The following is a 24200-nucleotide window of genomic DNA, read 5'->3' as shown; positions in this document are numbered from 1 at the left end:
GGGGCAGCACCGCCCATCACTCCACCGTCACGCTCTTGGCGAGGTTGCGGGGCTTGTCGACGTCGGTCCCGCGCGCACAGGCGGTGTGGTAGGCCAGCAGCTGCAGCGGCACCACGTGCAGCAGCGGGCTGAGCGGGCCGTAGTGCTCGGGCATGCGGATCACGTGGATGCCGTCCTCGCTCTCGATGCGGGTGTCGGCGTCCGCCAGCACGTAGAGCACGCCGCCGCGCGCCCGCACCTCCTGCATGTTGCTCTTGAGCTTTTCGAGCAGGGCGTCGTTGGGCGCGACGGTGACCACCGGCATCTGGCTGGTCACCAGGGCCAGCGGCCCGTGCTTGAGCTCGCCGGCGGCATAGGCCTCGGCGTGGATGTAGGTGATCTCCTTGAGCTTGAGCGCGCCCTCCAGGGCGATCGGGTAGTGCAGCCCGCGCCCGAGGAACAGGGCGTTCTCCTTGGCGGCGAAGTCCTCGGCCCAGCTGATGATCTGCGGCTCCAGCGCGAGCACCGCCGACAGCGAGGCCGGCAGGTGGCGCATCGCCTTCAGGTGCGCGGCCTCCTGCGACTCGGTCATCCGCCCCTTGGCGCCGGCCAGCGCCAGGGTGAGCAGGAACAGGCCGGCCAGTTGCGTGGTGAAGGCCTTGGTGGACGCAACGCCGATCTCGGCGCCGGCCCGCGTGATGTAGGCGAGCTTGCACTCGCGCACCATGGCCGAGGTCGACACGTTGCAGACCGTCAGCGTGTGCTCCATGCCGAGGGAGCGGGCGTGCCGCAGCGCCGCCAGCGTGTCGGCCGTCTCGCCCGACTGGCTGATCGTCACCACCAGCGTGCGCGGATTCGGGACCGAGTCGCGGTAGCGGTACTCGCTGGCAATCTCGACCTGGGTCGGGATCTTCGCGAGCCCTTCGAGCCAGTACTTGGCGGTGCAGCCGCTGTAGTAGCTGGTGCCGCACGCCAGGATCAGGACCGAGTCGATCTCCTTGAAGACCGCGTGGGCGCCGTCGCCGAACAGCTCGGGCACCACGGCCTGCACGCCTTCGAGCGTGTCGGCGATCGCGCGGGGCTGCTCGAAGATCTCCTTTTGCATGTAGTGGCGGTACGGGCCGAGCTCGGCGGCGCCGCTGTGCGCCTGCACCGTGCGCACCGGGCGGGTGACCGGCTTGCGCGCCCTGTCCTCGATCCAGTACTTGCCCAGCTGGAGGTCCACCACGTCGCCTTCCTCGAGGTAGACGATCTGGTCGGTGACGCCGGCCAGGGCCATGGCGTCGCTGGCCAGGAAGTTTTCGCCCGCTTCCTTGCCCACGCCCAGGATCAGGGGCGACCCGGCCCGGGCGCCGATCACCCGCAGCGGCTCGTCCTTGCAGAACACGGCGATGGCGTAGGCGCCGTGCAGCCGGGCGATGGCCGACTTCACGGCCTCAAACAGGTCGCCCTCGTAGAAGCTGTCGACCAGGTGGCAGATCACCTCGGTGTCGGTCTGGCTGGCGAACTGGTAGCCCTTGGCCTTGAGCTGGGCGCGCAGTTCGTCGTGGTTCTCGATGATCCCGTTGTGCACGAGCGCGATGCGCCCGGGCCGGTCGGCGGCATGCTCGCCGGGCCCGTGGCTGAAGTGCGGATGCGCGTTGTGGACGGCCGGCGCCCCGTGCGTGGCCCAGCGGGTGTGGGCGATGCCGGTGGTGCCCTCGATGCCTTCACGCTCGACCTGCGTCAGCAGTTCGGCCACCCGGGCGGTGCTGCGGGCACGCCGCAGGCCGTTGTCGTAGACCGCCACCCCGCACGAGTCATAGCCGCGGTATTCCAGCCGCTGCAGACCCTGCACGAGGATGGGGACGATGTTCCGGGTCGAGACCGCGCCGACGATTCCACACATGGGCAACTCCTTGAATGGACCGGACTCTAGGCGCAGCAGTAAGAAATATGCCCTCTCGTTTCAGCATCTTTTGAAATTTTCTTGCGATGTGCTTCAATCACGCAATTCAGTTTCACTGAGGGTAGTTTCGTGCAAGAAATATCGCTCGACGCGGTCGACATGGCTCTTCTGGACCAGCTCCAACAGGATGCCTCGCTGACCAACCAGGACCTCGCGGCCCGGGTCCACGTGTCCGCCCCCACCTGCCTGCGGCGGGTGAGCCGGCTGCGCAAGGCCGGGCTGATCGAGCGGCAGGTGGCGATCCTCGCGCGCGACCGGCTGGCGCCCCTGCTCGGGCATGGCCTGCAGGCGCTGGTGGAGATCACGCTGGACCGCCAGGACAACGGCGCGATGGAGGCCTTCGAGGCACGCGTGGTGGACGACGCCGCCGTCCAGCAGTGCTGGCGCGTCTCGCCCGGCCCCGACTTCATCCTGGTGGTGCAGGCCGAGGACATGCCCGGCTACCTGGCCATCGCCCAGCGGCTGTTCACGGCCGACGCCAACGTGCGCAACGCGAAGGCCTTCTTCGCCGTCAAGCGGGCCAAGTTCGACCCGCGCATCGCCCTGCCCAGGCCGGTGCGCGCCTAGGAGCGGCTACTTCGCGGCCTTGGCCGGCCGCTTCCAGCCGGCGATGCTGGCCTGGCGCCCGCGCGCCACCGACAGCGTGCCCGGCTCGGTGTCCTTGGTGATGGTCGAGCCGGCGCCGACGGTGCCGCCCTGGCCGATGCGCACGGGCGCGACCAGCACGCAGTTGCTGCCCACGTGCACGTCGTCCTCGATCACCGTGCGGTGCTTGTTGGCGCCGTCGTAGTTGGCGGTGATCGAGCCGGCCCCGTAGTTGACCCGCTCGCCCACCTGCGCGTCGCCCAGGTAGGCCAGGTGGTTGGCCTTGGCGCCGCGCGCCAGCGTCGCGTTCTTCACCTCGACGAAATTGCCGATGTGCACGTCGGCGCCGAGCTGCGCCCCCGGGCGCAGCCGGGCGAAGGGGCCGACCAGCGCGCCTTCGCCGATGCGCACCCCGGCCTTCTCGCCGTCGACGTGGGTGAAGCCCTGGATGAAGGCGCCGGCCTCGAGCGTCGCGTTGGCGATCACGCAGTTCGGGCCGATGCGCACGCCATCGCCGAGCACCACCCGGCCTTCGAACACGCAGTTGACGTCGATCTCGACGTCCTGCCCGCATTCGAGCGTGCCGCGCACGTCGATGCGCGCCGGGTCGGCCAGGCGCACCCCCTGCTCCATCAGCGCGCGCGCCTGCCGCTGCTGGTAGGCGCGCTCGAGTTCAGCCAGCTGCAGCGGGCTGTTGACGCCGTCGACCTGCACCCGGTCGTCGCAGGCGACCGCGACCACCTCGGCACCGTCGGCTACCGCGTGCTTGACGATGTCGGTGAGGTAGTACTCGCGCTGGGCGTTGTCGTTGGTCAGGCGCGCCAGCCAGCGCTTGAGCTGCGCATTCGGCACCGCCATGAAGCCGGTGTAGACCTCGTCGATGCGGCGCTGCGCCTCGCTGGCATCCTTGTGCTCGACGATCGCCGCGACCTGCTCGCCCTGGCGCACGATGCGGCCGTAGCCGGTGGGATCGGGCATGCGCACGCTCAGCAGCGCCAGGCGCCGGCCATCGCAGGCCTGCAGCAGGGCCTGCAGCGTGGCCGGCTGGATCAGCGGCACGTCGCCGTTGAGGATGAGCGCCACGCCGTCGTCCGGCAACGCCGGCACGGCCTGTTGCACGGCGTGGCCCGTGCCGAGCTGCGGCTCCTGTCGCACGAAGGTGGGCGCGGGGCGGCCAGCCTTCTGCTCCGTGCCGCGCACCGCGGTTTCCACCTCTTCGGCACCGTGCCCCGTGACCAGCACGGTGCGGCGCGGCGAGAGCGCCGCCGCGCACGCCATCACGTGGTCGACCAACCCACGGCCGGCCAAACGATGCAACACTTTGGGCCGGCGGCTCCTCATGCGCGTGCCCTTGCCGGCGGCCATGATGACCACGTCCACTGCTGTCATGTCATTCCCTTCGATCCTGCTGCGCACCGCGCCCGCACTGGCCCGGATTATCGGCTTGCTGAGTCTCGCCGTGGCCCTTGGCGGCTGCAGCGCCATCAAGCTCGGCTACGCCAGCCTGCCCGAAGTCGGCTACTGGTGGCTCGACGGCTACCTCGATTTCGACGACGACCAGCAGCCCCGCATGCGGGAGGATCTCGCGCGCGTGCATGCGTGGCACCGAGCGGAAGAGCTGCCGCGCATCGTGCAGCTGCTCCAGTCGTTCGAGCGGCTCGCGCCGGCCGAGGTGACCGCCGACCAGGCGTGCAGCTTCGAGCCCGCCCTGCGCGAGAGGTTCACCGCGCTGCGGCAGAGAGTCGAGCCTGTGGTCGCCGGCCACGCGCTGGCGCTGACGCCGGCGCAGCTCGAGCACCTCGAGCGCAAGTTCACGCAGCGCAACCGCGAGTTCCAGAACGAGTGGGTGCGGCTATCGGCGGCGGACCTCCTGGACAAGCGGCTGAAGGCGTTTGTCGAGCGCGCCGAAACGGTCTACGGCAGCCTGGGCGAGCCGCAGCGCACCGCCGTGCGGCAGCAGCTCGAGGGCTCCGCCTACAACCCGGCAGCCGTGCTGGCCGAACGCCGTCGCCGCCAGCAGGACACGCTGGCGGTCCTGCGGCGCCTGGCTGGCCAGGGGGCCGGCTTTGACGAGGCACGGCTGGCCGTCCGCGGCCTCTTCGACCGGCTGGTCCAGTCCCCCGACGCAGGCTACCGGGCCTATGTGGACACGATGCGCCAGGAAACCTGCCGCTCGCTGGCCGCCGTGCACCGCAGCACCACCGCCGCGCAGCGCGACCATGCGGCGCGACGGCTGCGTGGCTGGCAACGCGACCTGACCGAGCTGTCGCTGCCCCAATGACGGACCGTGCGCCCGGAGACGCCATGGGCGTGGTGTGGCGGTTCGCCTTGGCGACCACCCTGGTCGTGCTGGCCTTCTCCATGGCCGGGCCGGTGCTGGCGGTCAGCCTGCAGCGCGGCGGGGCCGGCACGTCGGCGGTCGGCTTGTTCGCCATGCTCCCGTTCCTGATGATCGGCCTGCTGATCCCGGTGGTGCCGCGCGTGCTCGCCCGCCATGGCGTCGTGCGCACGTACCGGGCGGGCTGCCTGCTGGAGCTGGGCGGTGCGCTGCTCTACGCCACCACCGACCACTGGCTGCCATGGGCGGCCGGCTCGGCCATCAGCGGCATCGGTGCGGCGGCGCTGTGGAACGCGACCGAAGCGCTGCTGGCGCGCGAGGCGCCGCCGGAGCAGCGCGGCCGGGTGATGGGGCTGTACCAGACCGCCCTCGGCGCCGCCCTCGCGCTGGGTCCGTTCGTGCCGGCGGCGCTGGGCTGGGGCGCGCGGCCGGTGCTGTGGGCGGCGGCGGGCCTGGTGGCGCTGTGCTGCGCCCTCGCCCTGTCGATCCCGAGCCGCTCGACCGTCGAGCCGCCGCCCGGCCAGGCCGGCACCTGGGAGACGATGCGGACCGTGCCGCTGCTGGTGCTCATCGCGTTCAGCGGCGGCGTCTTCGAGGCGGGCCTGGGCTCGGTGAGCGCCGCCAACGCGTCGGCCAGCGGGCTCGACCTCAGCCGGGCCGCCAGCGTCGCCGGGGCGATCGGGATCGGCAGCTTCCTGTGCCAGATGCCGGCCGGCCTGGCCGCAGACCGCTTCCCGTTGCGCAGCGTGTTCACGGTGGCGGCGCTGCTCCTGCTCGCCTCCAGCATCGGCTTCGCGTTCGCCACGCGGGCGACCTGGCTGCTGTGGGTGGGCGGGCTCGCCTGGGGCGGGATCGGCGGTGCGCTGTACACGCTGACGATGGTGGAAGTGGCCCACCAGTTCGATGGCCGCGCCACGGCGGGCGGGGCCGCCGCCATGATCAGCGGCTACACGGCAGGGGCGACCGTGGGGCCGGTGGCCAGCGGTGTCGCGCTGCAATGGGCCGGCGTTCCCGGGCTGGCGGTCTTGCTGGGCGCCCTGGCGTGCGGCACGCTGGTGGCGGCACGCAGCATTCCGGACTGAACCGCCGCGGGCAGGGCAATCCAGGGAATGGCCGCGCCTGGATCCGCCGAATCTGGATCCGCCGCATCTGGATCTGCGGGGATGTGCTCCTGGCGGTGCGGAGCAGCGTCCTAGGCGTCGCCCTTCTGCTCCGCCTTGTCGGCAGCACGATCGCCGCGGTTCGCGGCCGCGCGCGCCGAGTCGCCGTCGCCCATCTGCGGCAGCCTGGTCCGACCGCTCCCGGCCTGCGGCGCACCGAACACGTCACCCGTTCCGGCCATCTGCTGCTGCCGCGCGATGCGGTCGGGCCCGGGGCGCTGCTGCTGCGCCCGCCGGGCAAAGGCTCCTGTCGCCATCGTCTTGTCTCCTGACTACCCGACAGCATAGGTAGCGCGACAGGAAGCGGGTGTCGGTCGGACGGCGGCCGGCACGTCGGACGCTTCCGACAACGAGCGTCAGGCCTGGAGGGCGGCCCACATCTCCTTGTCGCGCTCGGCCGTCCAGATGCGCGGGTGCTTGATGCCGCGCGCCTCGTCGAAGGCGCGGCTGACGTCGAACGGCAGGCAGTGCTCGTAGATGAAGACGTGGCCGAACACCGGGTCCATGGTCTTGCGCGTGTGCGCCATGGCCGCCTTCAGGTCCATGTTCGCGGCCGCCGCCTCGCGCGCGGCGGCGAACAGCGTGCGCACCCAGCGGCTGGTGTAGTCGAGCGCCTTGTTGACCTGGGCATTGCCCTTCATCGCCTCGCCGCGACCGGGCACCAGCGCTTCGGCGTTCAGCGCCCGCAGCGCCTCCAGCGTCGCCGGCCATTCCTCCAGGTGCGCGTCGCCCGTGTACACCCCGGCCTCGTACTCGACCAGGTCACCCGAGAACAGCACCTTCTCGTCCTCGACCCAGGCGATGGTGTCGCCGCGGGTGTGGCCCGGCCCCGGATGCCAGATCTGCACCTGCACCCCGCCCAGGTCGAGCGTGAGGCGGCCCGGCACCTCGCCCCGGGTGGGGTCGCCGCCGCCGATCACCATCGTCGGCCAGGTCAGGCCCGGCACCGATTCGGCGTTGCGGAACAGGCGCGGGAAGCGCTCCATCTCCGACTGCATGTCCTCCTGGCCGCGCTCGGCAATCAGGTCTCGGGTGCCCTGGCTGGCGATGATCTCGGTCGCGCCCTCGGCGGCATAGGCGCTCGCGCCCAGCACGCGCACCGCGTGGTAGTGCGTGAGCAGCACGTACTTGATCGGCTTGTCGCTCACGGTGCGGATGCGTGCGATCAGGTCGCGCGCCATCGCCGGCGTGGCCGTCGCGTCGCTGACCAGGATGAACCTGTCGCCGATGACGACGCCGGAGTTCGGGTCGCCTTCGGCGGTGTAGGCCCAGCAGTGGGCGGACAGTTGCTCGAAGGTGATCTTCTTGTCGGCCAGGTCGGCCTGGCTGGCGAAGGCTTTGGACACGGCGATGCTCCTGGCGCCAGGGTGGCGCGAGAGCGCCGATTCTACTTTCCGTAATGCATTACGGAATGTTGAACGATCAGGCCGCCCGCAAGGCCTGCAGCGCCCGCTCCACGACGACGTCCATCGGCTGGGAGGCGTCGAGGCTGACCACGCCCGGCTCGCCGCGGGGGTCCTCCAGCGCGGCGAACTGGCTGTCCACCAGGCTCGGGGGATAGAAGTGGTCCTGGCGGGAGGCCACGCGCGCGAGCGCCTGCGCCGGCGTGAGCGACAGGTGGACGAAGCGCAGCTCGGGGGCGGCGGCGCGCAGGCGCTGCCGGTAGGCTGCCTTGAGGGCCGAACACGTGAGCACGGCGCCCTCAGGCCGGTCCGCGAGCTGTTCACCGAGGACCGCGAGCCAGCCGGCGCGGTCGGCGTCGTCCAGGGCCTTGCCCTCGCGCATCTTGGCGATGTTGGCCGGCGGATGGAAGCTGTCACCTTCCACCAGCGGCACGCCCAGGGCGGTGGCCAGGCGCTCGCCGACGGCGGACTTGCCGCAGCCGGCGACGCCCATCACCACGAGGCGCAGGCCGGGGCGGGAACGGATCGGGATGGACGTGTCGGGCATGGCGGCCGCGATTATCGCGGCCCGCGCTCAGCCCGGGGCGCGGCGCGCGGCCGCGGGCCGCGGCAGCACCGCACCGGCGGCGGCCCGGACCAGGCCGCCGGCCAGGCGGGCCGCGGCGCCGCCCGCAAGCCCCAGCGCCAGGCGCAACTCGCGCCACGACTGGCGCACGCCTTGCCTGGCGGTGGTGGCGACCGGCAGCGCCTCGGGAGCGAACTCCCAGTTGAACCAGGCGGGCACGCCGCTGTCCATGGGCTCCAGCACGATCCGCCGACCTGCCGGCGCGTGGAAGGTCTCGCCCGCGCCGACCACCCGGTCGCCCAGGTCGTTCAGCGCACCGGCGTGCGGGCCGTCGAAGGTGACCCAGATGCGGCCCTGCATGACCCGCAACAGGGCTTCCTCGCGCGGGCGCAGCGTGACGGCGCGACCCGGCTCGAGCTTCCAGGCGCCGGGCACGTGGACGGCGCAGCAGGACGGGGCGAAGGCGGCGAGCGGGTTCATGGGGGACTCCTTGATCGTTTCCAGGCATCGCATGATCGAAGACGCGTGCTTGGCAGTCCAATGAAATGCAGCTAGGCTATTCATTCGCTTCCCGCATCAATCCCCGTCCGACCCATGCTGCACTCCCAGACCCACCTGCGCAGCCGGCCGATCTCGGCCGGCTACCTGCGCGCCTTCGAGGCGGTTGCCCGGCACCTGAACTTCCGGGCCGCGGCCGAGGAGATGGCACTGACGCAGTCGGCGGTCAGCCGGCAGATCCAGTCGCTGGAGGAGGAAGTGGGCGTGGCGCTGTTCCTGCGCCACACGCGTGCGGTCGAACTGACCAGCGCCGGCGCGCAGCTGCTGGTGGCGGTGTCCCATGCGCTGCCGCGCCTGGATTCCGCGGTGCGCCAGATCCGCCAGAGCGCCGGGCGCAAGAGCGTGTCGGTCACCACCTTCGCCTCGTTCGCCTCGATGTGGCTGATCCCGCGGCTGGAGCAGTTCCAGCGCGACAACCCCGACATCGACATCCGCATCGATGCCACCGACACCTCGCTCGATCTGGACATCGCCGACGTGGACCTGGCACTGCGCTACGGGCCGGTCGCCAACATGCCGCCCAAGGCCATCCGGCTGTTCGGCGAGCAGCTGACGCCGGTGGCCAGCCCGTGGCTGCTCAAGGACGCCACGCCGGTGAAGAAGCCGGCCGACCTGGCGCAGTTCGCGCTGATCGAGGCCGGGGACGCGCACCGCACGCATCTCGAGTGGCTCACCTGGCGGCGCTGGTTCGACGAGCAGCAGCTCAACCGGCTGCAGCCCAAGCGCTGGCTCTACTTCAACTACGCCTACCAGATGGTGCAGGCCGCCCTGACCGGCCAGGGCGTGGTGCTGGCGCGCCTGCCGATGGTGGCCGAGAGCCTGTCCAACGGCGACCTGATCGAGCCGCTGCCGCGCCTGAGGATGGAGTCGCCGATGGCCTACTGGCTGATCGTCGGACCACGCAGCGACCACCGGCCCGAGATCAAGGCCTTTTGCGACTGGCTGACCGTGCAGGCCCGCGCCACGCGGCAGGCGACCGGCGAAGTGCCGGACCCGGACACCGTTGACAACATCGACTGAGTCGGCGCCTCAGCCCACCGGCCAGACCACGCCGTTGTCGTTGAGGATGGCGTCGAGCGGGAGGTCGTGCGCTTCCGGCTCGAGGTCGCTCACGAAGCCGGCGGTGAACCCCAGGCCCACGGTGAACGGCCGCGGCTCCAGCTGCGCCAGCGTGCGGTCGTAGAAGCCGCCGCCGTAGCCGAGGCGGTAGCCCCCCGGGCCGTAGCCGACGCAGGGCACGAACAGCAGCGTTGGCACGATCACCTCGGTGTCCTTGGGCTTGGGGATGCCGTAGGCGTCCTCTTCCATCGGGCAGCCGGGGAACCAGGCGTGGAATCGGAGCGTCTTGTGCAGCTTGTCCACCACGGGCAGGCCGATTCTTCGACGTTGTGGCTCATCGAGGAGCTCGCCGTCCTCCTTCCAGCGGTGCAGCGCGGGAAGTGGGTCAAACTCGCCCTTGATGGGCCAGTAGGCACCGATCACCGAGTCCGGACGTCCGACCAGCCAGATGCGCATCACCCGCTGCAGCAGGTCGGCTCGCCGGAGGCGGTCCGGCATGTTCAGCCGCTCCTCGATCAACCTCTTGCGCAGGGCTTCCTTGTGCTGCGGCGTGTCCATAATCTCCCCGATGAAGTTCCGAACGATTCTGACACTGATCCTTGCAGCAGCCGCGGGCGCCGCACAGGCGCAGAACCGCGGGGACGACGTCATCCTGGAGATGGGCAACGCGTTCCGGCAGAACAACAAGGCCCGGCTGGCCCAGCTGCTGCCGCAGGCCCGTGGCCACGTGCTGGAGCCCTGGGCCGCCTACTGGGAACTGCGCGCCCGCCTGGACACCGCGACGCCGCAGGAGATCCAGGACTTCTTCGCGCGCTATGCCGGCACCTACCAGGAAGACCGGCTGCGCAACGACTGGCTCCTGCTGCTGGGCCAGCGCCGCGACTGGGCCACCTTCGCCGACGAGCTGCCCCGGTTCCGGATGAACGACGACACCCAGGTGCGCTGCTACGGGCTCCTGGTCCAGCACCTGAAGGACGGCGCGCAGGCGCCGGCGACGCTGGCCGACGACGTGCGCCGCCTCTGGTTCGCCCAGCGTGACGCCGAGGACGCGTGCACGCTGGCCGCGAGCCGGCTGCTGACCGAAGGCAGCGGCCGCCACAAGCTCGGCGTGGCCGACGTCTGGCGCAAGGCGCGCCTGGCCATGGAGGCCAACCGGCCGCGCGCCGTCACCTCCGCCGTCGAGATGGTGGCGCCGGAGGTGCTGCCGCTGATCGCGGAGATGAACGCGAGCCCGACGCGCTTCCTGACCAAGCGGGTGACCGTGGTCTCCCGCATGCGTCGCGAGCTGATCGGCCTGGCGCTCATCAAGCTGGCCACCAGCGATCCGGACAACGCCGCCTCGCTGCTGGAGAACAAGTGGGGCCCGCAGCTGTCCTCCGAGGAGCGCAACTGGATCTGGGGCGTCCTCGGACGGCAGGCCGCCCAGCGGCTGGACCCGGCCGCCCTCGACCACTTCCGCAAGGTCAGCCGCGACGAGGACCTCACCGACGACATGCTGGCCTGGAAGGCACGTGCCGCGCTGCGCGCCGGCCCGCAGCCCGAGTGGAAGACGCTGGTGTCGGCCATCGGTGCCATGGGCGAGGTGCAGGCGAAAGACCCGACCTGGCAATACTGGCGCGCGCGCGCCCTGCTCGCTCGCGGTGGCGACGACAACCGCGCCGAAGCGACGCAGCTGCTGGAAGGCATCGCCTCGCCGCGCGGCTTCTACGAGCAGCTCGCGCTGGAGGAGCTGGGGCGCAAGGTCACCGCGCCAGCCCGGCCGGCACCGCTCACCGCGGAAGAGCGCGAGGCGGCCCGCGGCAACCCGAGCCTGGCGCGCGGGCTGTACGCGATCTCGATCGGGCTGCGCTCGGACGGCGTGCGCGAGTGGAACTACGGCACCAACCTCGCCCGCCCCGGCGGCATGGGCGACCGCGAACTGCTCGCGGCCGCCCAGCTCGCGTGCGAGCGCGAAGTCTGGGACCGCTGCATCAACACGAGCGACCGCACCCGCGCCGAGTTCGACATCGAGCAGCGCTACCCGATGCCGTTCCGCGACTCGGTCGTGCGCCGCGCCCGCGACATCGGGCTCGACCCAGCCTACGTCTACGGCCTCATCCGCCAGGAAAGCCGGTTCGTCATGGATGCGCGTTCGCACGTGGGGGCGTCCGGCCTGATGCAGGTGATGCCGGCGACCGCGCGCTGGACCGCGCGCAAGCTCGGGATGAACGGCTTCACCCCTGACCAGCTCACCGACCGCGACACCAACATCGCGATCGGCACCGGCTACCTCAAGCTGGTGCTCGACGACTTCTCCGGCTCGATGGCGCTGGCGGCGGCGGCCTACAACGCCGGCCCTAACCGGCCCCGCGCCTGGCGCAACGGACCGGTGATGGACGCCGCGGCCTGGGCCGAGAACGTTCCGTTCGGCGAGACGCGCGACTACGTGAAGAAGGTGCTCGCGAACACCACCATGTACGCGGCCATCCTGAGCGGGCAGCCACAGTCGCTCAAGGCCCGCCTGGGGACCGTCGGCCCGCGGGACGCGCGCACGCCGGAGCCCAACGCCGACCTGCCCTGAGCGCATGGCGTTCTGGAACACCGTCGCGGCCACCGTCGCCGCCGAGTTCTCGGACATCGCCAATGCCGAGCAGTTCACCCAGGTGGTGCTGCGGCTGCTCATCGCAGCCCTGCTCGGCGGCCTGATCGGGATCGAGCGCGAACTCGCCGCCAAGCCTGCGGGGCTGCGCACCCACATGCTGGTGGCGCTCGGCTCGGCGATGTTCATCCTGGTGCCGTTGCAGGCGGGCATCGAGATGGAGGACCTCAGCCGGGTGATCCAGGGACTGCTGGCGGGGGTCGGGTTCCTGTGCGCGGGCGCGATCCTCAAGGCCGCCAACGAAGACCAGGTGCACGGCCTGACCACCTCGGCCAGCCTCTGGATGACCGCGGCGATCGGCATGGGCGCCGGGCTCGGGCGCGAGGCCACCGCGGTGCTGAGCACGTTGCTGGCGCTGGGCATCCTGTCGCTCGAGGGCCCGCTGCGCCGCTGGCTCGGTCGGCGGCACCGCCGGGTGCTGACGCCGGACGACGAACGCGCCCCGCGCTAGCGCATCAATCCGGGCTGCTTTCGGCATCAATCCGGCGCGGCGCCGCCGCTAGCATCGGCGAACATCTCCGGAGACCCCGATGCTCGAACTCTACGTCGGTAACAAGAACTACTCGTCCTGGTCGATGCGGCCCTGGGTGCTGCTGCGCCAGGCCGGCATCCCGTTCCGCGAAGTGATGGTGCGGTTCGATTCGTTCGACGGCGAATCGGCCTTCAAGCGCACCATCGCCGCCATCAGCCCCGTCGGCCGGGTCCCGGTGCTGGTCGACGACGGGCTGCCGGTCTGGGACACGCTGGCCATCGCCGAATACCTGGCCGAGCGCTTCCCGGAGCGCCAGCTCTGGCCCGCCGACCCGCCGCGCCGCGCGCACGCCCGCAGCATCTGCGCCGAGATCCACTCGGGCTTCTCCGACCTGCGCAGCCACTGCCCGATGAACATCGAGGCATCGCTGCCCGAAGCGGGTGCGGTCGTCTGGCGCGACCAGGCCGGCGTGCGGGCCGACGTGGCCCGCATCGTGTCGATGTGGACCGGCCTGCTCGATCAGCACGGCGGGCCGATGCTGTTCGGCGAGTTCAGCATCGCCGACGCGTTCTATGCGCCGGTGTGCATGCGCCTGCGCACCTACGCGCTGCCGGTGCCGCCGGCGGTGTCGGCGTACGTCCAGCGGGTCAGCGAACTGCCGGGCGTCGCCGCCTGGATCCAGGACGCCCTGGCCGAGCAGGACTTCGTGGCCTTCGACGAACCGTACCGCGCCCGGCGCTGAGCGCCGCGGCGACCGCCCTGGCTACACTGGCCGCCATGCAGACGTACATGGTGGGCGGCGCGGTGCGCGATGCGCTGCTGGGGCTGCCGGTGAACGACCGGGACTGGGTGGTCGTCGGTGCCACGCCCGCGGCGATGACCGACGCCGGCTACCTGCCGGTCGGACGCGACTTCCCGGTGTTCCTGCACCCCGAGACGCGCGAGGAATATGCGCTGGCGCGCACCGAACGCAAGACCGGCCGCGGCTACCACGGCTTCAGCTTCCACGCCGCGCCCGGCGTCTCCCTCGAGGAGGACCTCGCCCGGCGCGACCTGACCATCAACGCGATGGCGCAGGATGGGCAGGGCCGCGTCATCGACCCGTTCGACGGCCGCCGCGACCTGCAGGCCCGCGTGCTGCGGCACGTGACCGAGGCCTTCCGCGAGGATCCGGTGCGCATCCTGCGGCTGGCGCGCTTCGCGGCGCGCTTCAGCGACTTCACGGTGGCGCCGGAGACGCTGGCGCTGATGCGCGGGATGGTGCAGGCCGGCGAGGCCGACCACCTGGTGGCCGAGCGGGTCTGGCAGGAACTCGCCCGCGGCCTGATGGAGGCGCGGCCGTCGCGGATGTTCGAGGTGCTGCGCGAGTGCGGCGCCCTGGCGCGGCTGCTGCCCGAGGTCGACCGGCTCTGGGGCGTGCCGCAGCGGGCCGAATACCACCCGGAAGTGGACACCGGGGTGCACCTGATGATGGTGCTGGACATGAGCGCGCGGCTGGAAGCGAGCTTGCCGGTGCGTTTCGCCTGCCTGGCGCATGACCTTGGCAAGGGCACCACGCCGGCATCGGTGCTGCCCAAGCACATCGGCCACGAGGAGCGCAGTGCGAAGCTGCTCGCGAAGGTGGCCAAGCGGCTGCGGGTGCCTGCCGAGTGCAACGAGCTGGCCGACGTGGTCGCGCGCGAGCACGGCAACCTGCACCGCAGCGGCGAGTTCGGCCCCGCGGCGCTCGTGCGGCTGCTGGAGCGCTGCGACGCGTTCCGCAAGCCGCAGCGCTTCGCCGACATCCTGCTGGCTTGCGAATGCGACGCCCGCGGCCGCCTCGGGCTGGAAGAGCAGCCCTATCCGCAGCGGGACCGGCTGCTCGGCGCGCTCGGGGCGGCGCGCGCGGTCTTCACGCGCGAGGTGGCGGCGGCAGCGCAGGCCAAGGGCCTCGGTGGGCCGCAGGTAGGCGAGATGATCCACGCCGCCCGCATCGAGGCCGTGCAGGCCTGGCTGGCGTCGGCCACCCCGCAAGCCGCAGCGCGCGAGCGCGCCTAGGCAGCGGCGCCAGCGGCCTCTCGCGACTGGCCGGCGCGCCTGTGGCGCCTACGCGCAGAGCGCCAGCGCGGCGTAGTCGCCCACCTTGTCCTGCAGTCCGGCGCCCACCAATTCGCAGCCGTCGGTGAGCGCGGGCAGATGGCCGGCCAGCTGCGCCCGGAGCCGCGGCAGCAGGTACTCGCGGTTGTTCCAGAACACGCTGCCGCCCAGGCTGATGCGCTGCAGGTCGAGCGCGACGACCAGGTTGTAGAGCGCGCGGCCCAGCACCCGGCACAGCTCGTCGACCGTCGCCACCGCACCGGCATCGCCCGCGCGGGCGCGCTGCAGCAGCGTGGCCGAGTCGGCGCCGAACCGGCGCTGCACCGCATTGCCGGCCACCAGGGCCTCGACGTCGCCGATGTTGCCGCAGCCGCACAGCGCGTCGTCGTTGTCGCTGACGAACATGTGGCCGGCGTGGCCGGCATTGCCGTTCTTGCCGCGCAGCACCCGGCCATCGACGCACAGCCCGGTGCCGATGCCGGTGCTCCAGGTCACGTAGGCGCAGTGCTCGACGCCCTGCAGCGCGCCCCAGCGGCGCTCGGCCTCGAGGGCGGCCACGCAGTCGTTCTCGACGCGCAGCCGGTCGAACCGGCGCGCCAGCGGGGCCTCCAGCAAGGCCGTGCGCCAGTCGTTCGGCAGGCCCCGGCCGGGGCCGGCCAGTCCGCCGCAGATGTTGGGCGCCGCCAGCTCGATGCGGCCGTCGACCACCACGAACGGGCCGCACGAGGACACGCCGGCGGACTGCACGCTGTCGGGTGTCACGCCGAGCTCGCGGCAGGTCTCGTCGAGCATCCGCAGGACCTGCACGGCCAGCGCGTCGTTGCCGCCGGTCTTGGCCGTCGGCTCGCTGCGCCGCCCGAGCAGCTCCAGGTTCTCGCCGTTGTTGAGGCTGACGGCCACCTTGGTGCCGCCGATGTCGATGCAGGCTTTCATGGCAGCGTGATCAGACGTATTTCGCGATGAGGCTGGCCAGAAGGCTCAGCAGGATGGTGCTGGTCAGCGGGATCGACCAGTCGCGGCCGAACAGCCGGAACCGCAGGTCGCCCGGCAGCCGGCCGAACCCCAGCTTCTGCAGCGCGGGCGTGAGCCAGCTGATCAGCATCAGGGCCAGGAAGACGACGATGAACCAGCGGATCATTCGGTCCAGTGTAGGGGCAGGCAGCACGGGCGTGGGCCGGTCACAACCGGTCGGTGCGGTCACCCTGGCGGAAGCCCAGCGCATCCCAGTACCCGCCGGTCGCCAGGCCGATCACCTTGAACAGCTCGCCCATCTCGTGCTCGTTCACCAGCTTCTGCAGCGCCGCGCGTTCGGGCAGCGTCGCACCGTCGGCCAGCTCCAGCACGCCGCAGTTGAACAGGAAGTGCGCCTGGCTCGTGTAGCCGAGCACGTTCAGTCCGGACTCCTGCGCGGCCACGGCGATGCCGGTGAAATCGACATGGGCCGTGATGTCCTTCTGGCCGACGTCCTGCAGCGGATCGGGGTCGGCCTGGTGGCCGCGGTGGCACATGAGGGTGCCCATGGCCCGCTGCGGATGCCAGTACTCGGCCTCCGGGAAGCCATAGTCGACGAGGAACGCCGCGCCGGCGGCCAGGCGGTCGGCCAGGGTGCGCACGAACGCCTGCGCCTGCGGATGGATTTCGGTGAGGTAGTCGTGCCCGCCCGGGATCTCGAGCGGCGGCCGCAGGGTGGTGGGACGGTCGGCGAACCGGAAGCCCGCGTCGGCGGACTCGACGCCCCGCTCGTGCCACGTGCCGGCCCGCCGCTGCAGCAGCTTCACCGGCATCGCGTCGAGCACCTCGTTGCCGACGATCACCCCGCGCAGCTGCCCGGGCAGCTCGCCCGCCCACTGCACCCGCGCGCCGAACGGGGCCAGCCGCTCGCGCTGGCGCGCCCGCAGGCTGCCGGACAGGTCGACGATGGTGTAGCGCTCGACGCGGTTCCCCAGGGCCTCGAGCAGCTGGGATGCGAGCGCGCCGGAGCCGGCGCCGAACTCCCAGACCTCGCGCGTGCCCGAGACCTCCAGCGCCTGCGCCACCTGCCGCGCCAGCGCGCGGCCGAACAGCGGGCTGAGCTCGGGGGCGGTGACGAAGTCGCTGCCGGACGCGGGCATGGCGCCGAACTTGCGCGACGCGTTGGCGTAGTAGCCCAGCCCCGGTGCGTACAGCGCCAGCGCCATGAAGCGGTCGAACGGAAGCCAGCCGCCATCGCGGGCGATCGCGGATCGGATGAGCGCGGCAAGGGCGCTCGTTACACTGCCTGCTTCTGTGGTCACGCCCCCATTGTCCCCTCCCGTGAACGCCGCCTCCCCTCCTCGCACCGCGCTGGTCACCGGCGCCGGCAAACGCCTGGGCCGCGAGATCGCGCTGGTGCTCGCCGCGGCCGGCTGGCAGGTGGCGGTGCACTACCGCGGTTCCGGCGACGAGGCGAAGCAGACGGTCGCCGACTGCGCCGCCCGGGCACGACCGGGTTGCGCCTTCGCCGCCTTCCAGGCCGACCTCGCCGACGAGCAGGCCACCCGCGCGCTGGTGCCGCAGGTGGTCGCCGGGCTGGGGCGGCTGGACGCCGTGGTGAACAGTGCTGCCCTGTTCGAGCAGGACACCGCGCAGACCTTCGGCCATGCGGCGCTGCTGACCCATCTGCTGGCGAACACCGCCGCGCCGGTGCTGCTGGCCCAGGCCCTGCACGCCCACCTGGCGTCACGCGACGGCGACGGGGCAGTGGTCAATTTGCTCGACCAGAAGCTCTGGAACCCGAATCCAGACTTCTTCAGCTACACGCTCTCCAAGGCCGCCCTCGAGTCCGCGACGACGCTGCTGGCGCAGGCGCTGGCGCCGCGCCTGCGCGTGGTCGGCGTCGCCCCCGGCCTCACGCTCACCAGCCACCTGCTGTCGCAGGAACGCTTCGAGGAGCTGCACAAGCTCTCGCCGCTCGGGCGGTCCTCCACGGCGGCCGACGTGGCCGACGCGGTGCGCTTCGCGCTGGAGAACCGCTCGATCACCGGCACCACGCTGCTGGTCGACGGCGGCCAGCACCTGATGAAGTTCGAGCGCGACTTTTCCCTGATGTGAACCCTGGCGGGGCACGTCCGGCACCGGCGCGCCCGCCCCAACGAGCGGAACGACATGGCCAAGGCCGGCACCCAGATCCTGACCCTCACCGGGCTGCGCTTCGACGCGAACCTGGGCATCCTCGACCACGAGAAGCTGGCGCCGCAGCCGATCCTGGTCGATGCGGAACTCAACCTCGGCACGCAGCCGCTGCAGCCGCACGACGACGACATCCGCCACGTGCTGGACTACCGCAAGGTGCGCAAGATCATCATCGACGAGTGCACGGCCGAGCACGTGAATCTGCTCGAGAGCCTCATCGGCAAGCTGGCGCTGCGCCTGATGGCCCTGCCGGGCGTGCTGGGCGTGCGCGTGAAGATCGCCAAGCTGGAGATCTTCGACGACTGCGAGGTGGCGATCCGCGTGGAGACCGGCCACTGGTGACCCCCTGCGCCGCCTGCGGGAATGCCTGACGCCAGCTGGAGCGACGCGGCCGTGCGCCGGCCGGGCGCGTCCTACACGACACGCACGCCCGCGCGCCGAGCATCGTGGGGGAGGTCCCCCATGTCCGCATCGCTTCGCCTTCTGCTCCTGCCCGCCGTCGTCCTGGCTGCCACATTGGCCGGCTGCGCCACCCCCGGCACCAACGAGGCCACCGTGCAGGCGTTCTCCGGCCTGCAGGCGCTGCCCTCGCCGGCCACCTACCGCTTCGAGCGGCTCCCCTCGCAGGCCGGCCAGCCATCCCAGCTGCAGGTGGAGGCGCTCGCCGATCCCGCGCTGCACCGGGCGGGGCTGCGGCGCGACGACGCCGCACCGCGCTTCGCAGTGCAGGTGAGCGCTCCCGTCGAGCAGACCGCCGCGCCCGGGGCGTTCGGCGGGTCCTCGGTCGGCGTGGGGCTGGGCGTGGGGGGCGGAGGCGGCGGCGTAAGCCTCGGCATCGGCAGCCTGTTTCCCCCGTTCTCGCAGCCGCGCACCGTGCAGCACGTCAACGTCCTGGTGCGTGAGCTGGCGAGCGGGCGGGTGGTGTTCGAGTCGCGCGCTTCGGCGCCGGGCCTCGGAGACACCCAGATGCTCACGGGCCTGATCGACGCGGCGCTGCAGGGTTTTCCGAACCCGCCGGCGGGCGCGCGGCGCGTGGGCCTCGGGACCGCCGCCGCGCCGGCCGGCGCCTCGGCCCCGGCTACCGTGGCGCGCTAGGCGGCGAGGACGCCAGCGGCGGCGCGATCTCCTCCAGCGGCTTGCGCTCGGCGTCCACCGCATGGCGCCAGGCGACCGCGGCCGCGGCCACCATCAAGGCGGCGCCGAACGCATAGCCGGCGAACACCTGTGTGCGGCTGCCGCTCTCGACCAGGGCGCCGAACAAGGCCGGCGCCGCGAAGCCCCCGACACCGGTGCCGACGGCATAGAAGATCGAGATCGCCAGCGCCCGCATCTCCAGCGGGAACACTTCGCTCACGGTCAGGTAGGCTGAACTGGCCGCCGCCGACGCGAGGAAGAAGACCGCGGACCACGCCACGGTCTGCGTCACGGCATCCAGCGCACCGGCCAGGAAGCCCAGTCCGGTCAGCACCAGCCCCAGGCCGGACAGCGCATAGGTGGCCGCGATCATGCGCCGCCGCCCGATCCGGTCGAACAGTGCTCCGAGCATCAGCGGGCCCAGCACATTGCCCAGCGCAAAGGGAACGATGAACAGCCCGACCTGCTCGGCCGCGACGCCGTAGAACCGCGTGAGGACCAGCGCATAGGTGAAGAAGATGGCGTTGTAGAAGAACGCCTGCGACACCATCAGCGAGAGCACCACCGCGCTGCGCTGCGGATAGCGGCGCAGCAGCACGTGCACCACCTCGCGCGCGGTCGGCACCACCCGCGCCCGGACGGCCGGCGGCGCCGTCGTGGTGGCCTGCTGCACCTGCACGCCGGCGGCCGCCTCGATCTCGGCCACGATGCGCTCGGCCTCCTGCGCCCGGCCGTGCGCGAGCAGCCAGCGCGGACTCTCCGGCACGTGCCGGCGCACCAGCAGGATGGCCAGCGCCAGCACCGCGCCCAGCAGGAAGCCGGCACGCCAGCCGTCCTGCGGCCCCAGCACCCGGGCATCCAGCAGGACCAGGCTGAGCACCGCCCCGAGCGCGGCGCCGAGCCAGAAGCTGCCGTTGATCGCCAGGTTCACGCGGCCGCGCACGCGGGCCGGGATCAGCTCGTCAATGGCGGAGTTGATCGCGGCGTACTCGCCACCGATGCCCACGCCGGTGACGAACCGGCACAGCGCGAAGGTGCCGAACCCGGTCGAGAACGCCGTCGCCACGGTGGCTCCCATGTAGACCAGCAGCGTCAGCAGGAACAGGCGCTTGCGGCCGAGCCGGTCGGCCAGCCGGCCGAACACCAGCGCGCCGAGCACCGCGCCGCCGACGTACAGCGAGCCGGCCCAGCCGACCTGGGCGGCGGTGAGCGCCAGCGTGTCCGGCCGCTCCAGCACGCTGCCGACCGAGCCCGCCAGGGTGACCTCCAGGCCGTCCAGCACCCACGCGATGCCCAGCGCAAGCACGACGCGCCAATGCCAGCGCGACCAGGGCAGGCGGTCGAGTCGCTCGGGAAGGGTCGGGCCGGGCGGCATGCGTCCACTATCGCGGAAACGGCCAGCGCGCGGGGCACTTGCCTGGCGTCGTCCGCAAGAGCTGCCGGCGACCTGCGCCCGGCTGCGCAGTCGCCACCGCGCGAGGCCCGAAAAGACCGCCCGTGGGCAGGGCGGCGCGACGCGGCCCTGCGCCGGCGCCGGGGCGGATGAGACAATCGGGCGACCATGGCCGCCGTCTGGATCGACACCGAACCCAAGCCGCTCTCGCGCGACGCGAAGATCGAACGCGAGACGCACAAGCTCGAGAAACGCCTGTGCCGCCAGGTCGGCCAGGCGATCGCGCAGTACAACATGATCGAGGAAGGCGACCGCGTGATGGTCTGCCTGTCCGGCGGCAAGGACAGCTACGGCCTGCTGGACATCCTGATGAAGCTGCAGCAGCGCGCGCCGGTGCGCTTCGAGCTGGTGGCCGTCAACCTCGACCAGAAGCAGCCCGGCTTCCCGGAGCACGTGCTGCCCGACTACCTGAAGGCGCTGGGCGTGCCGTTCCACATCGAGGAGCAGGACACCTACTCCATCGTCACCGACAAGATCCCGGCCGGCAAGACGATGTGCAGCCTGTGCTCGCGCCTGCGCCGCGGGATCCTGTACCGGGTGGCCGACGAGCTCGGCGCGACCAAGGTGGCGCTGGGCCACCACCGCGACGACATGCTCCAGACCTTCTTCCTGAACATGTTCTTCGGCGGCAAGCTCAAGGGGATGCCGCCCAAGCTGGTGAGCGATGACGGCCGCCACGTGGTGATCCGGCCGCTTGCCTTCGTCGCCGAGAAGGACCTTGTGCGCTGGGCCGAGCACCGGCAGTTCCCCATCATCCCCTGCACCCTGTGCGGCAGCCAGGAGAACCTGCAGCGCAAGCAGGTCGGCGCCATGCTGCGCGAGTGGGAGAAGAAGCATCCAGGGCGGCTCGAGACCATGGCCAACGCGTTACAGAATGTCGTCCCTTCGCACCTGGCCGACGGAACGCTGCACGACTTCAAGGGTCTGACCGCCACTGGCGTGGCCAGCGAGGACGGCGACAAGGCTTTCGATTCGGAGGACTTCGGCGTGCCGCCCGCGCTGCCCGGCCTCTCCGTCGTGCAACTCTGAGCTTTCCGCCATGCGCCTGACGCGCTCCGTTCCCGCTCTCCTCGCCGGCACCGTGCTGCTGGCGGGCTGTGCCACCGGCTACAAGCTGGACAACACCGTGCAGTCGTTCTCCGGCCTGCCCAGCCTGCCGGCCAATCCCAGCTACCGCTTCGAGCGCCTGCCCTCGCAGCTCGCGTCGCCTGACCAGACCCAGCTCGAGGGCCTGGCCGATCCGGCGCTGTTCCGCGCCGGCCTGCGTCGCGACGACGCGTCGCCGCGGTACAGCGTCCTGCTGACCGCGCGCGTGCAGCGGGTCTACTCGCCGTGGGCCGATCCGTGGGCGGGCGGCTGGGGCTGGGGCGGCTTCGGGCCGCGCTGGGGCATGGGATTCGGCGGCCCGTTCCCGCGGATGGAGCAGCCCTGGTTCCAGCGCGAAGTGGGTGTGATCGTGCGGGAACTCGCCGGCAACAAGGTGGTGTTCGAGAGCCACGCGAGCAACGACGGGCCCTACGTCGACAACGCGGTCGTGCTCTCGGCCATGTTCGACGCGGCCATGCAGGGCTTCCCGAATCCGCCCGACGGCGTGCGACGGGTGAACATCCAGATCGGCGGCACGCAGGCAGCCGCGGCGCCCACCGTCGCCCCGACCGCGCCCGTGGCGCCTGCTGCACCGGCCGCGCCCGGTCCCCGTCCAGCTGCCTCTGCAGCGCGGTGACAACTGGCAACCGTTGTGCCGATAGGCAGGCACGGGCCGCTTGCCTAGAATTCCCCGGATGGAAGCGACCCGCATCATCGCCGTGCGCCATGGCGAGACGTCCTGGAACGCCGATGCCCGCATCCAGGGACAGCGGGACATCGACCTGAACGACACCGGCCGCTGGCAGGCCCGCCGCGTCGGCGAGGCGCTCGCCGGCGAGCCGATCAGCGCGGTGTATTCCAGCGACCTCGGCCGCGCCCGCCAGACGGCGCAGCCGATCGCGGAGGCCGCCGGCACCGAGGTGGTGACCGAGCGGGGGCTGCGCGAGCGCGGCTTCGGCATGTTCGAGGGCAAGACCTTCGACGAGATCCACCAGGCCTGGCCCGAGCATGCCCAGCAGTGGCGCCGGCGCGTGCCCGAGTGGCAGCCGCCCCAAGGCGGCGAATCGCTGCTCGCGCTGCGCGAGCGGGTCACCCGCACCATCACCGCCCTGGCCGCCCGGCATCCGGGCGAGCAGATCGTGGTGGTCGCGCACGGCGGCGTGCTGGACGCGCTGTACCGGCTCGCCACCGGCCAGGAAGTCAATTCACCGCGCACCTGGGAGCTTCCCAACGGCGCGATCAACCGGTTGCTCTGGACTCCGCAAGGCCTCACGCTGGTCGGCTGGTCAGACACCCAGCACCTCGACGATGCTCCCGCGGACGAAACCACCACTTAGCGACTCGCTCAAGCAGCTGATCGGCCAGTCGGTCGACGCGATCGACACCCCGACCCTGGTGGTCGACCTCGATGCGATGCAGCGCAACCTCGGCCGCATGGCCGAGTTCACCCGCAAGCACGACATCCGCTGGCGGCCGCACGCCAAGATGCACAAGAGCGCGGCGCTGGCACGCCTGCAGATGCAGGCCGGCGCCGTCGGCGTCTGCGTGCAGAAGACGGCCGAGGCGGAAGCGATGGCGGCCGGCGGCGTCAGCGACATCTTCATCACCAACGAGGTGGTCGCACCGCACAAGCTCGCCCGGGTGGCGCGGCTTGCGGGGCGCCTGACGGCCGAGAACGGACGGCTCTCGATCGCGGTCGACAGCCGCGAAGGCGTCCTGCGGCTGGCCCAGGCCATGAACGACGCGCGCCAGGAGTCGGGCGCGACGGCCGTCATCGATGTCTATGTCGAGATCGACGTCGGCCAGGGCCGCTGCGGCGTGCCGCCGGGCCGGCTGGCGGTCGAGCTGGTGCACGAGATCCGCCGCCATCCGGCGCTGCGCTTCGCCGGCCTGCAGGCCTACCACGGCAAGGCCCAGCACGTGCGCAGCGCGCGCGAGCGGCGCGACATCATCGCGGTGGCGGCCCAGGAGGCGGCCTTCACCCGCAAGCTGATCGAAGCCGAAGGCATTCCCGTGGAGCTGGTCACCGGCGCAGGCACCGGCAGCATGGTGTGCGAGGCCGCCAGCGGGGTGTACGGCGAGTTGCAGGCCGGCTCCTTCCTGTTCATGGACGCCGACTACGCGCAGAACGAGCGCGACCCGGCGCAGCCCCAGTTCGAGCACGCCTTGTTCATCAAGACCCAGGTGATGAGCGCCGGCCTGCTGCATGCCGTGTGCGACGCCGGGCACAAGAGCCACGCGATCGACTCGGGCCTGCCCCGCGTGCACGTGCCCGACGGCGAGCCGCTGCTCGAGTACGGCAATGGCGGCGACGAGCACGGCATCCTGCGCCCGGCCCGCCCCGGGGCGCCGCTGCCGGCCATCGGCGACGTGCTCTGGCTGGTGCCCGGCCATTGCGATCCGACAGTCAACCTGCACGATCACCTGGTGGGCGTGAAGGGTGGACTGCTCAGGGGCGTGGTCGACCGCATCATCCGGGTGGACGCCCGCGGCGCACTGACCTGAGCCGCCCCGCGCCACCCGTGTGAAGCGGGCGGCGGCCAAGCCCGGCCGTGTCAGGGTTCCCGCGGAAGCGCCCGCCGTGCCGCGCGGGAAC

At 71.7% G+C, this 24200-nt stretch carries 26 protein-coding genes; 15 read left to right on the top strand and 11 right to left on the bottom strand.

Annotated elements, in window-relative coordinates:
* Window positions 1-16: 16 nt before the first annotated feature.
* The gene (gene glmS, locus VFE82_RS10350) at window positions 17-1867 is read right to left on the bottom strand and encodes a glutamine--fructose-6-phosphate transaminase (isomerizing) (RefSeq protein ID WP_325000228.1); all 1851 of its coding nucleotides are present in this window, start codon (window positions 1865-1867) and stop codon (window positions 17-19) included.
* A 129-nt stretch (window positions 1868-1996) separates the two neighbouring features.
* Between glmS and VFE82_RS10345 the strand changes: the two genes are divergently transcribed.
* The gene (locus VFE82_RS10345; protein WP_325000227.1) at window positions 1997-2494 is read left to right on the top strand and encodes an Lrp/AsnC family transcriptional regulator; all 498 of its coding nucleotides are present in this window, start codon (window positions 1997-1999) and stop codon (window positions 2492-2494) included.
* Between the two features lie 6 nt (window positions 2495-2500).
* Here the strand turns inward: VFE82_RS10345 and glmU are convergent, their stop codons facing one another.
* Entirely contained in the window at window positions 2501-3901 is a 1401-nt protein-coding gene (glmU, locus tag VFE82_RS10340) for a bifunctional UDP-N-acetylglucosamine diphosphorylase/glucosamine-1-phosphate N-acetyltransferase GlmU (RefSeq protein ID WP_325000226.1), read from the bottom strand.
* Here glmU and VFE82_RS10335 point away from each other — a divergent pair.
* Window positions 3900-4793: a DUF6279 family lipoprotein gene (locus VFE82_RS10335; RefSeq protein ID WP_325000225.1), complete on the top strand. Its 894-nt coding sequence runs from the start codon at window positions 3900-3902 to the stop codon at window positions 4791-4793. The two genes, glmU and VFE82_RS10335, sit on opposite strands and share 2 nt — an antisense overlap.
* Window positions 4794-4816: 23 nt before the next feature.
* Entirely contained in the window at window positions 4817-5932 is a 1116-nt protein-coding gene (locus VFE82_RS10330) for an MFS transporter (protein ID WP_325000224.1), read from the top strand.
* A 110-nt stretch (window positions 5933-6042) separates the two neighbouring features.
* On the opposite strand, the gene VFE82_RS10325 is transcribed toward VFE82_RS10330, so the two are convergent.
* From VFE82_RS10325 to VFE82_RS10310, 4 genes are all read right to left on the bottom strand, one after another.
* A complete protein-coding gene (locus VFE82_RS10325; protein ID WP_325000223.1) occupies window positions 6043-6267 on the bottom strand; it encodes a hypothetical protein in 225 nt (74 codons plus the stop codon).
* A gap of 99 nt (window positions 6268-6366) precedes the next feature.
* Complete coding sequence (locus VFE82_RS10320; protein WP_325000222.1) at window positions 6367-7356, bottom strand: MBL fold metallo-hydrolase; 990 nt, start codon at window positions 7354-7356, stop codon at window positions 6367-6369.
* A gap of 76 nt (window positions 7357-7432) precedes the next feature.
* Window positions 7433-7960: a gluconokinase gene (locus tag VFE82_RS10315; protein ID WP_325000221.1), complete on the bottom strand. Its 528-nt coding sequence runs from the start codon at window positions 7958-7960 to the stop codon at window positions 7433-7435.
* Between the two features lie 27 nt (window positions 7961-7987).
* Window positions 7988-8458 carry a DUF2917 domain-containing protein gene (locus VFE82_RS10310; protein WP_325000220.1) on the bottom strand — a complete coding sequence of 157 codons (471 nt, stop codon included), beginning with the start codon at window positions 8456-8458 and terminating at the stop codon, window positions 7988-7990.
* 114 nt (window positions 8459-8572) lie between these two features.
* Between VFE82_RS10310 and VFE82_RS10305 the strand changes: the two genes are divergently transcribed.
* On the top strand, window positions 8573-9556 hold the full coding sequence (locus tag VFE82_RS10305; RefSeq protein ID WP_325000219.1) for a LysR substrate-binding domain-containing protein: 984 nt from the start codon (window positions 8573-8575) through the stop codon (window positions 9554-9556).
* Window positions 9557-9565: 9 nt separating this feature from the next.
* Here VFE82_RS10305 and VFE82_RS10300 read toward each other — a convergent pair whose 3' ends face one another.
* Window positions 9566-10153 carry a 5-formyltetrahydrofolate cyclo-ligase gene (locus VFE82_RS10300; RefSeq protein WP_325000218.1) on the bottom strand — a complete coding sequence of 196 codons (588 nt, stop codon included), beginning with the start codon at window positions 10151-10153 and terminating at the stop codon, window positions 9566-9568.
* A 10-nt stretch (window positions 10154-10163) separates the two neighbouring features.
* On the opposite strand from VFE82_RS10300, the gene VFE82_RS10295 reads away from it, so the two are divergent.
* From VFE82_RS10295 to VFE82_RS10280, 4 genes are all read left to right on the top strand, one after another.
* Window positions 10164-12155: a lytic transglycosylase domain-containing protein gene (locus VFE82_RS10295; RefSeq protein WP_325000217.1), complete on the top strand. Its 1992-nt coding sequence runs from the start codon at window positions 10164-10166 to the stop codon at window positions 12153-12155.
* 4 nt (window positions 12156-12159) lie between these two features.
* Window positions 12160-12684 carry an MgtC/SapB family protein gene (locus VFE82_RS10290; protein ID WP_325000216.1) on the top strand — a complete coding sequence of 175 codons (525 nt, stop codon included), beginning with the start codon at window positions 12160-12162 and terminating at the stop codon, window positions 12682-12684.
* Window positions 12685-12763: 79 nt separating this feature from the next.
* Window positions 12764-13447: a glutathione S-transferase family protein gene (locus tag VFE82_RS10285; RefSeq protein ID WP_325000215.1), complete on the top strand. Its 684-nt coding sequence runs from the start codon at window positions 12764-12766 to the stop codon at window positions 13445-13447.
* Window positions 13448-13482: 35 nt separating this feature from the next.
* Window positions 13483-14742 (top strand): multifunctional CCA addition/repair protein, encoded by a 1260-nt coding sequence (locus VFE82_RS10280; protein ID WP_325000214.1) that lies wholly within the window; start codon window positions 13483-13485, stop codon window positions 14740-14742.
* A gap of 48 nt (window positions 14743-14790) precedes the next feature.
* Here the strand turns inward: VFE82_RS10280 and VFE82_RS10275 are convergent, their stop codons facing one another.
* Genes VFE82_RS10275 through VFE82_RS10265 form a run of 3 tightly spaced genes read right to left on the bottom strand, consistent with a single transcriptional unit; the run spans window position 14791 to window position 17054 of the window.
* Window positions 14791-15714 (bottom strand): ROK family protein, encoded by a 924-nt coding sequence (locus tag VFE82_RS10275; protein WP_325000213.1) that lies wholly within the window; start codon window positions 15712-15714, stop codon window positions 14791-14793.
* 10 nt (window positions 15715-15724) lie between these two features.
* Window positions 15725-15919, bottom strand: a complete 195-nt coding sequence (locus tag VFE82_RS10270; protein WP_325000212.1) for a DUF2905 domain-containing protein — start codon at window positions 15917-15919, stop codon at window positions 15725-15727.
* Window positions 15920-15959: 40 nt separating this feature from the next.
* The gene (locus tag VFE82_RS10265; RefSeq protein ID WP_325000211.1) at window positions 15960-17054 is read right to left on the bottom strand and encodes a class I SAM-dependent methyltransferase; all 1095 of its coding nucleotides are present in this window, start codon (window positions 17052-17054) and stop codon (window positions 15960-15962) included.
* 19 nt (window positions 17055-17073) lie between these two features.
* Between VFE82_RS10265 and VFE82_RS10260 the strand changes: the two genes are divergently transcribed.
* The 3 genes from VFE82_RS10260 to VFE82_RS10250 all read left to right on the top strand — a co-directional run bounded on the left by VFE82_RS10260 (window position 17074) and on the right by VFE82_RS10250 (window position 19026).
* Window positions 17074-17850, top strand: a complete 777-nt coding sequence (locus VFE82_RS10260) for an SDR family oxidoreductase (protein ID WP_325000210.1) — start codon at window positions 17074-17076, stop codon at window positions 17848-17850.
* A 54-nt stretch (window positions 17851-17904) separates the two neighbouring features.
* A complete protein-coding gene (locus VFE82_RS10255; protein ID WP_325000209.1) occupies window positions 17905-18273 on the top strand; it encodes a dihydroneopterin aldolase in 369 nt (122 codons plus the stop codon).
* A 120-nt stretch (window positions 18274-18393) separates the two neighbouring features.
* Window positions 18394-19026, top strand: coding sequence for a DUF4136 domain-containing protein (locus VFE82_RS10250; RefSeq protein ID WP_325000208.1), 633 nt, complete (start codon window positions 18394-18396; stop codon window positions 19024-19026).
* Here VFE82_RS10250 and VFE82_RS10245 read toward each other — a convergent pair.
* Window positions 19010-20440, bottom strand: coding sequence for an MFS transporter (locus VFE82_RS10245; protein ID WP_325000207.1), 1431 nt, complete (start codon window positions 20438-20440; stop codon window positions 19010-19012). The genes VFE82_RS10250 and VFE82_RS10245 overlap by 17 nt on opposite strands.
* 186 nt (window positions 20441-20626) lie before the next feature.
* Between VFE82_RS10245 and ttcA the strand changes: the two genes are divergently transcribed.
* Genes ttcA through VFE82_RS10225 form a run of 4 tightly spaced genes read left to right on the top strand, consistent with a single transcriptional unit; the run spans window position 20627 to window position 24109 of the window.
* Window positions 20627-21547, top strand: coding sequence for a tRNA 2-thiocytidine(32) synthetase TtcA (gene ttcA, locus VFE82_RS10240; RefSeq protein WP_325000206.1), 921 nt, complete (start codon window positions 20627-20629; stop codon window positions 21545-21547).
* Window positions 21548-21557: 10 nt separating this feature from the next.
* The gene (locus tag VFE82_RS10235; protein ID WP_325000205.1) at window positions 21558-22241 is read left to right on the top strand and encodes a DUF4136 domain-containing protein; all 684 of its coding nucleotides are present in this window, start codon (window positions 21558-21560) and stop codon (window positions 22239-22241) included.
* A gap of 58 nt (window positions 22242-22299) precedes the next feature.
* Window positions 22300-22941 (top strand): histidine phosphatase family protein, encoded by a 642-nt coding sequence (locus VFE82_RS10230; protein WP_325000204.1) that lies wholly within the window; start codon window positions 22300-22302, stop codon window positions 22939-22941.
* Entirely contained in the window at window positions 22913-24109 is a 1197-nt protein-coding gene (locus VFE82_RS10225; protein ID WP_325000203.1) for a DSD1 family PLP-dependent enzyme, read from the top strand. Before VFE82_RS10230 ends, VFE82_RS10225 begins: the two co-directional genes overlap by 29 nt.
* Window positions 24110-24200 lie beyond the last annotated feature (91 nt).

It is taken from the genome of Ramlibacter sp. (assembly GCF_035655895.1).
Classification (GTDB): domain Bacteria; phylum Pseudomonadota; class Gammaproteobacteria; order Burkholderiales; family Burkholderiaceae_C; genus Ramlibacter.
The sequence above is the reverse complement of the archived record's forward strand: the minus strand, read 5'-3'. Positions and strand labels throughout refer to the sequence as shown.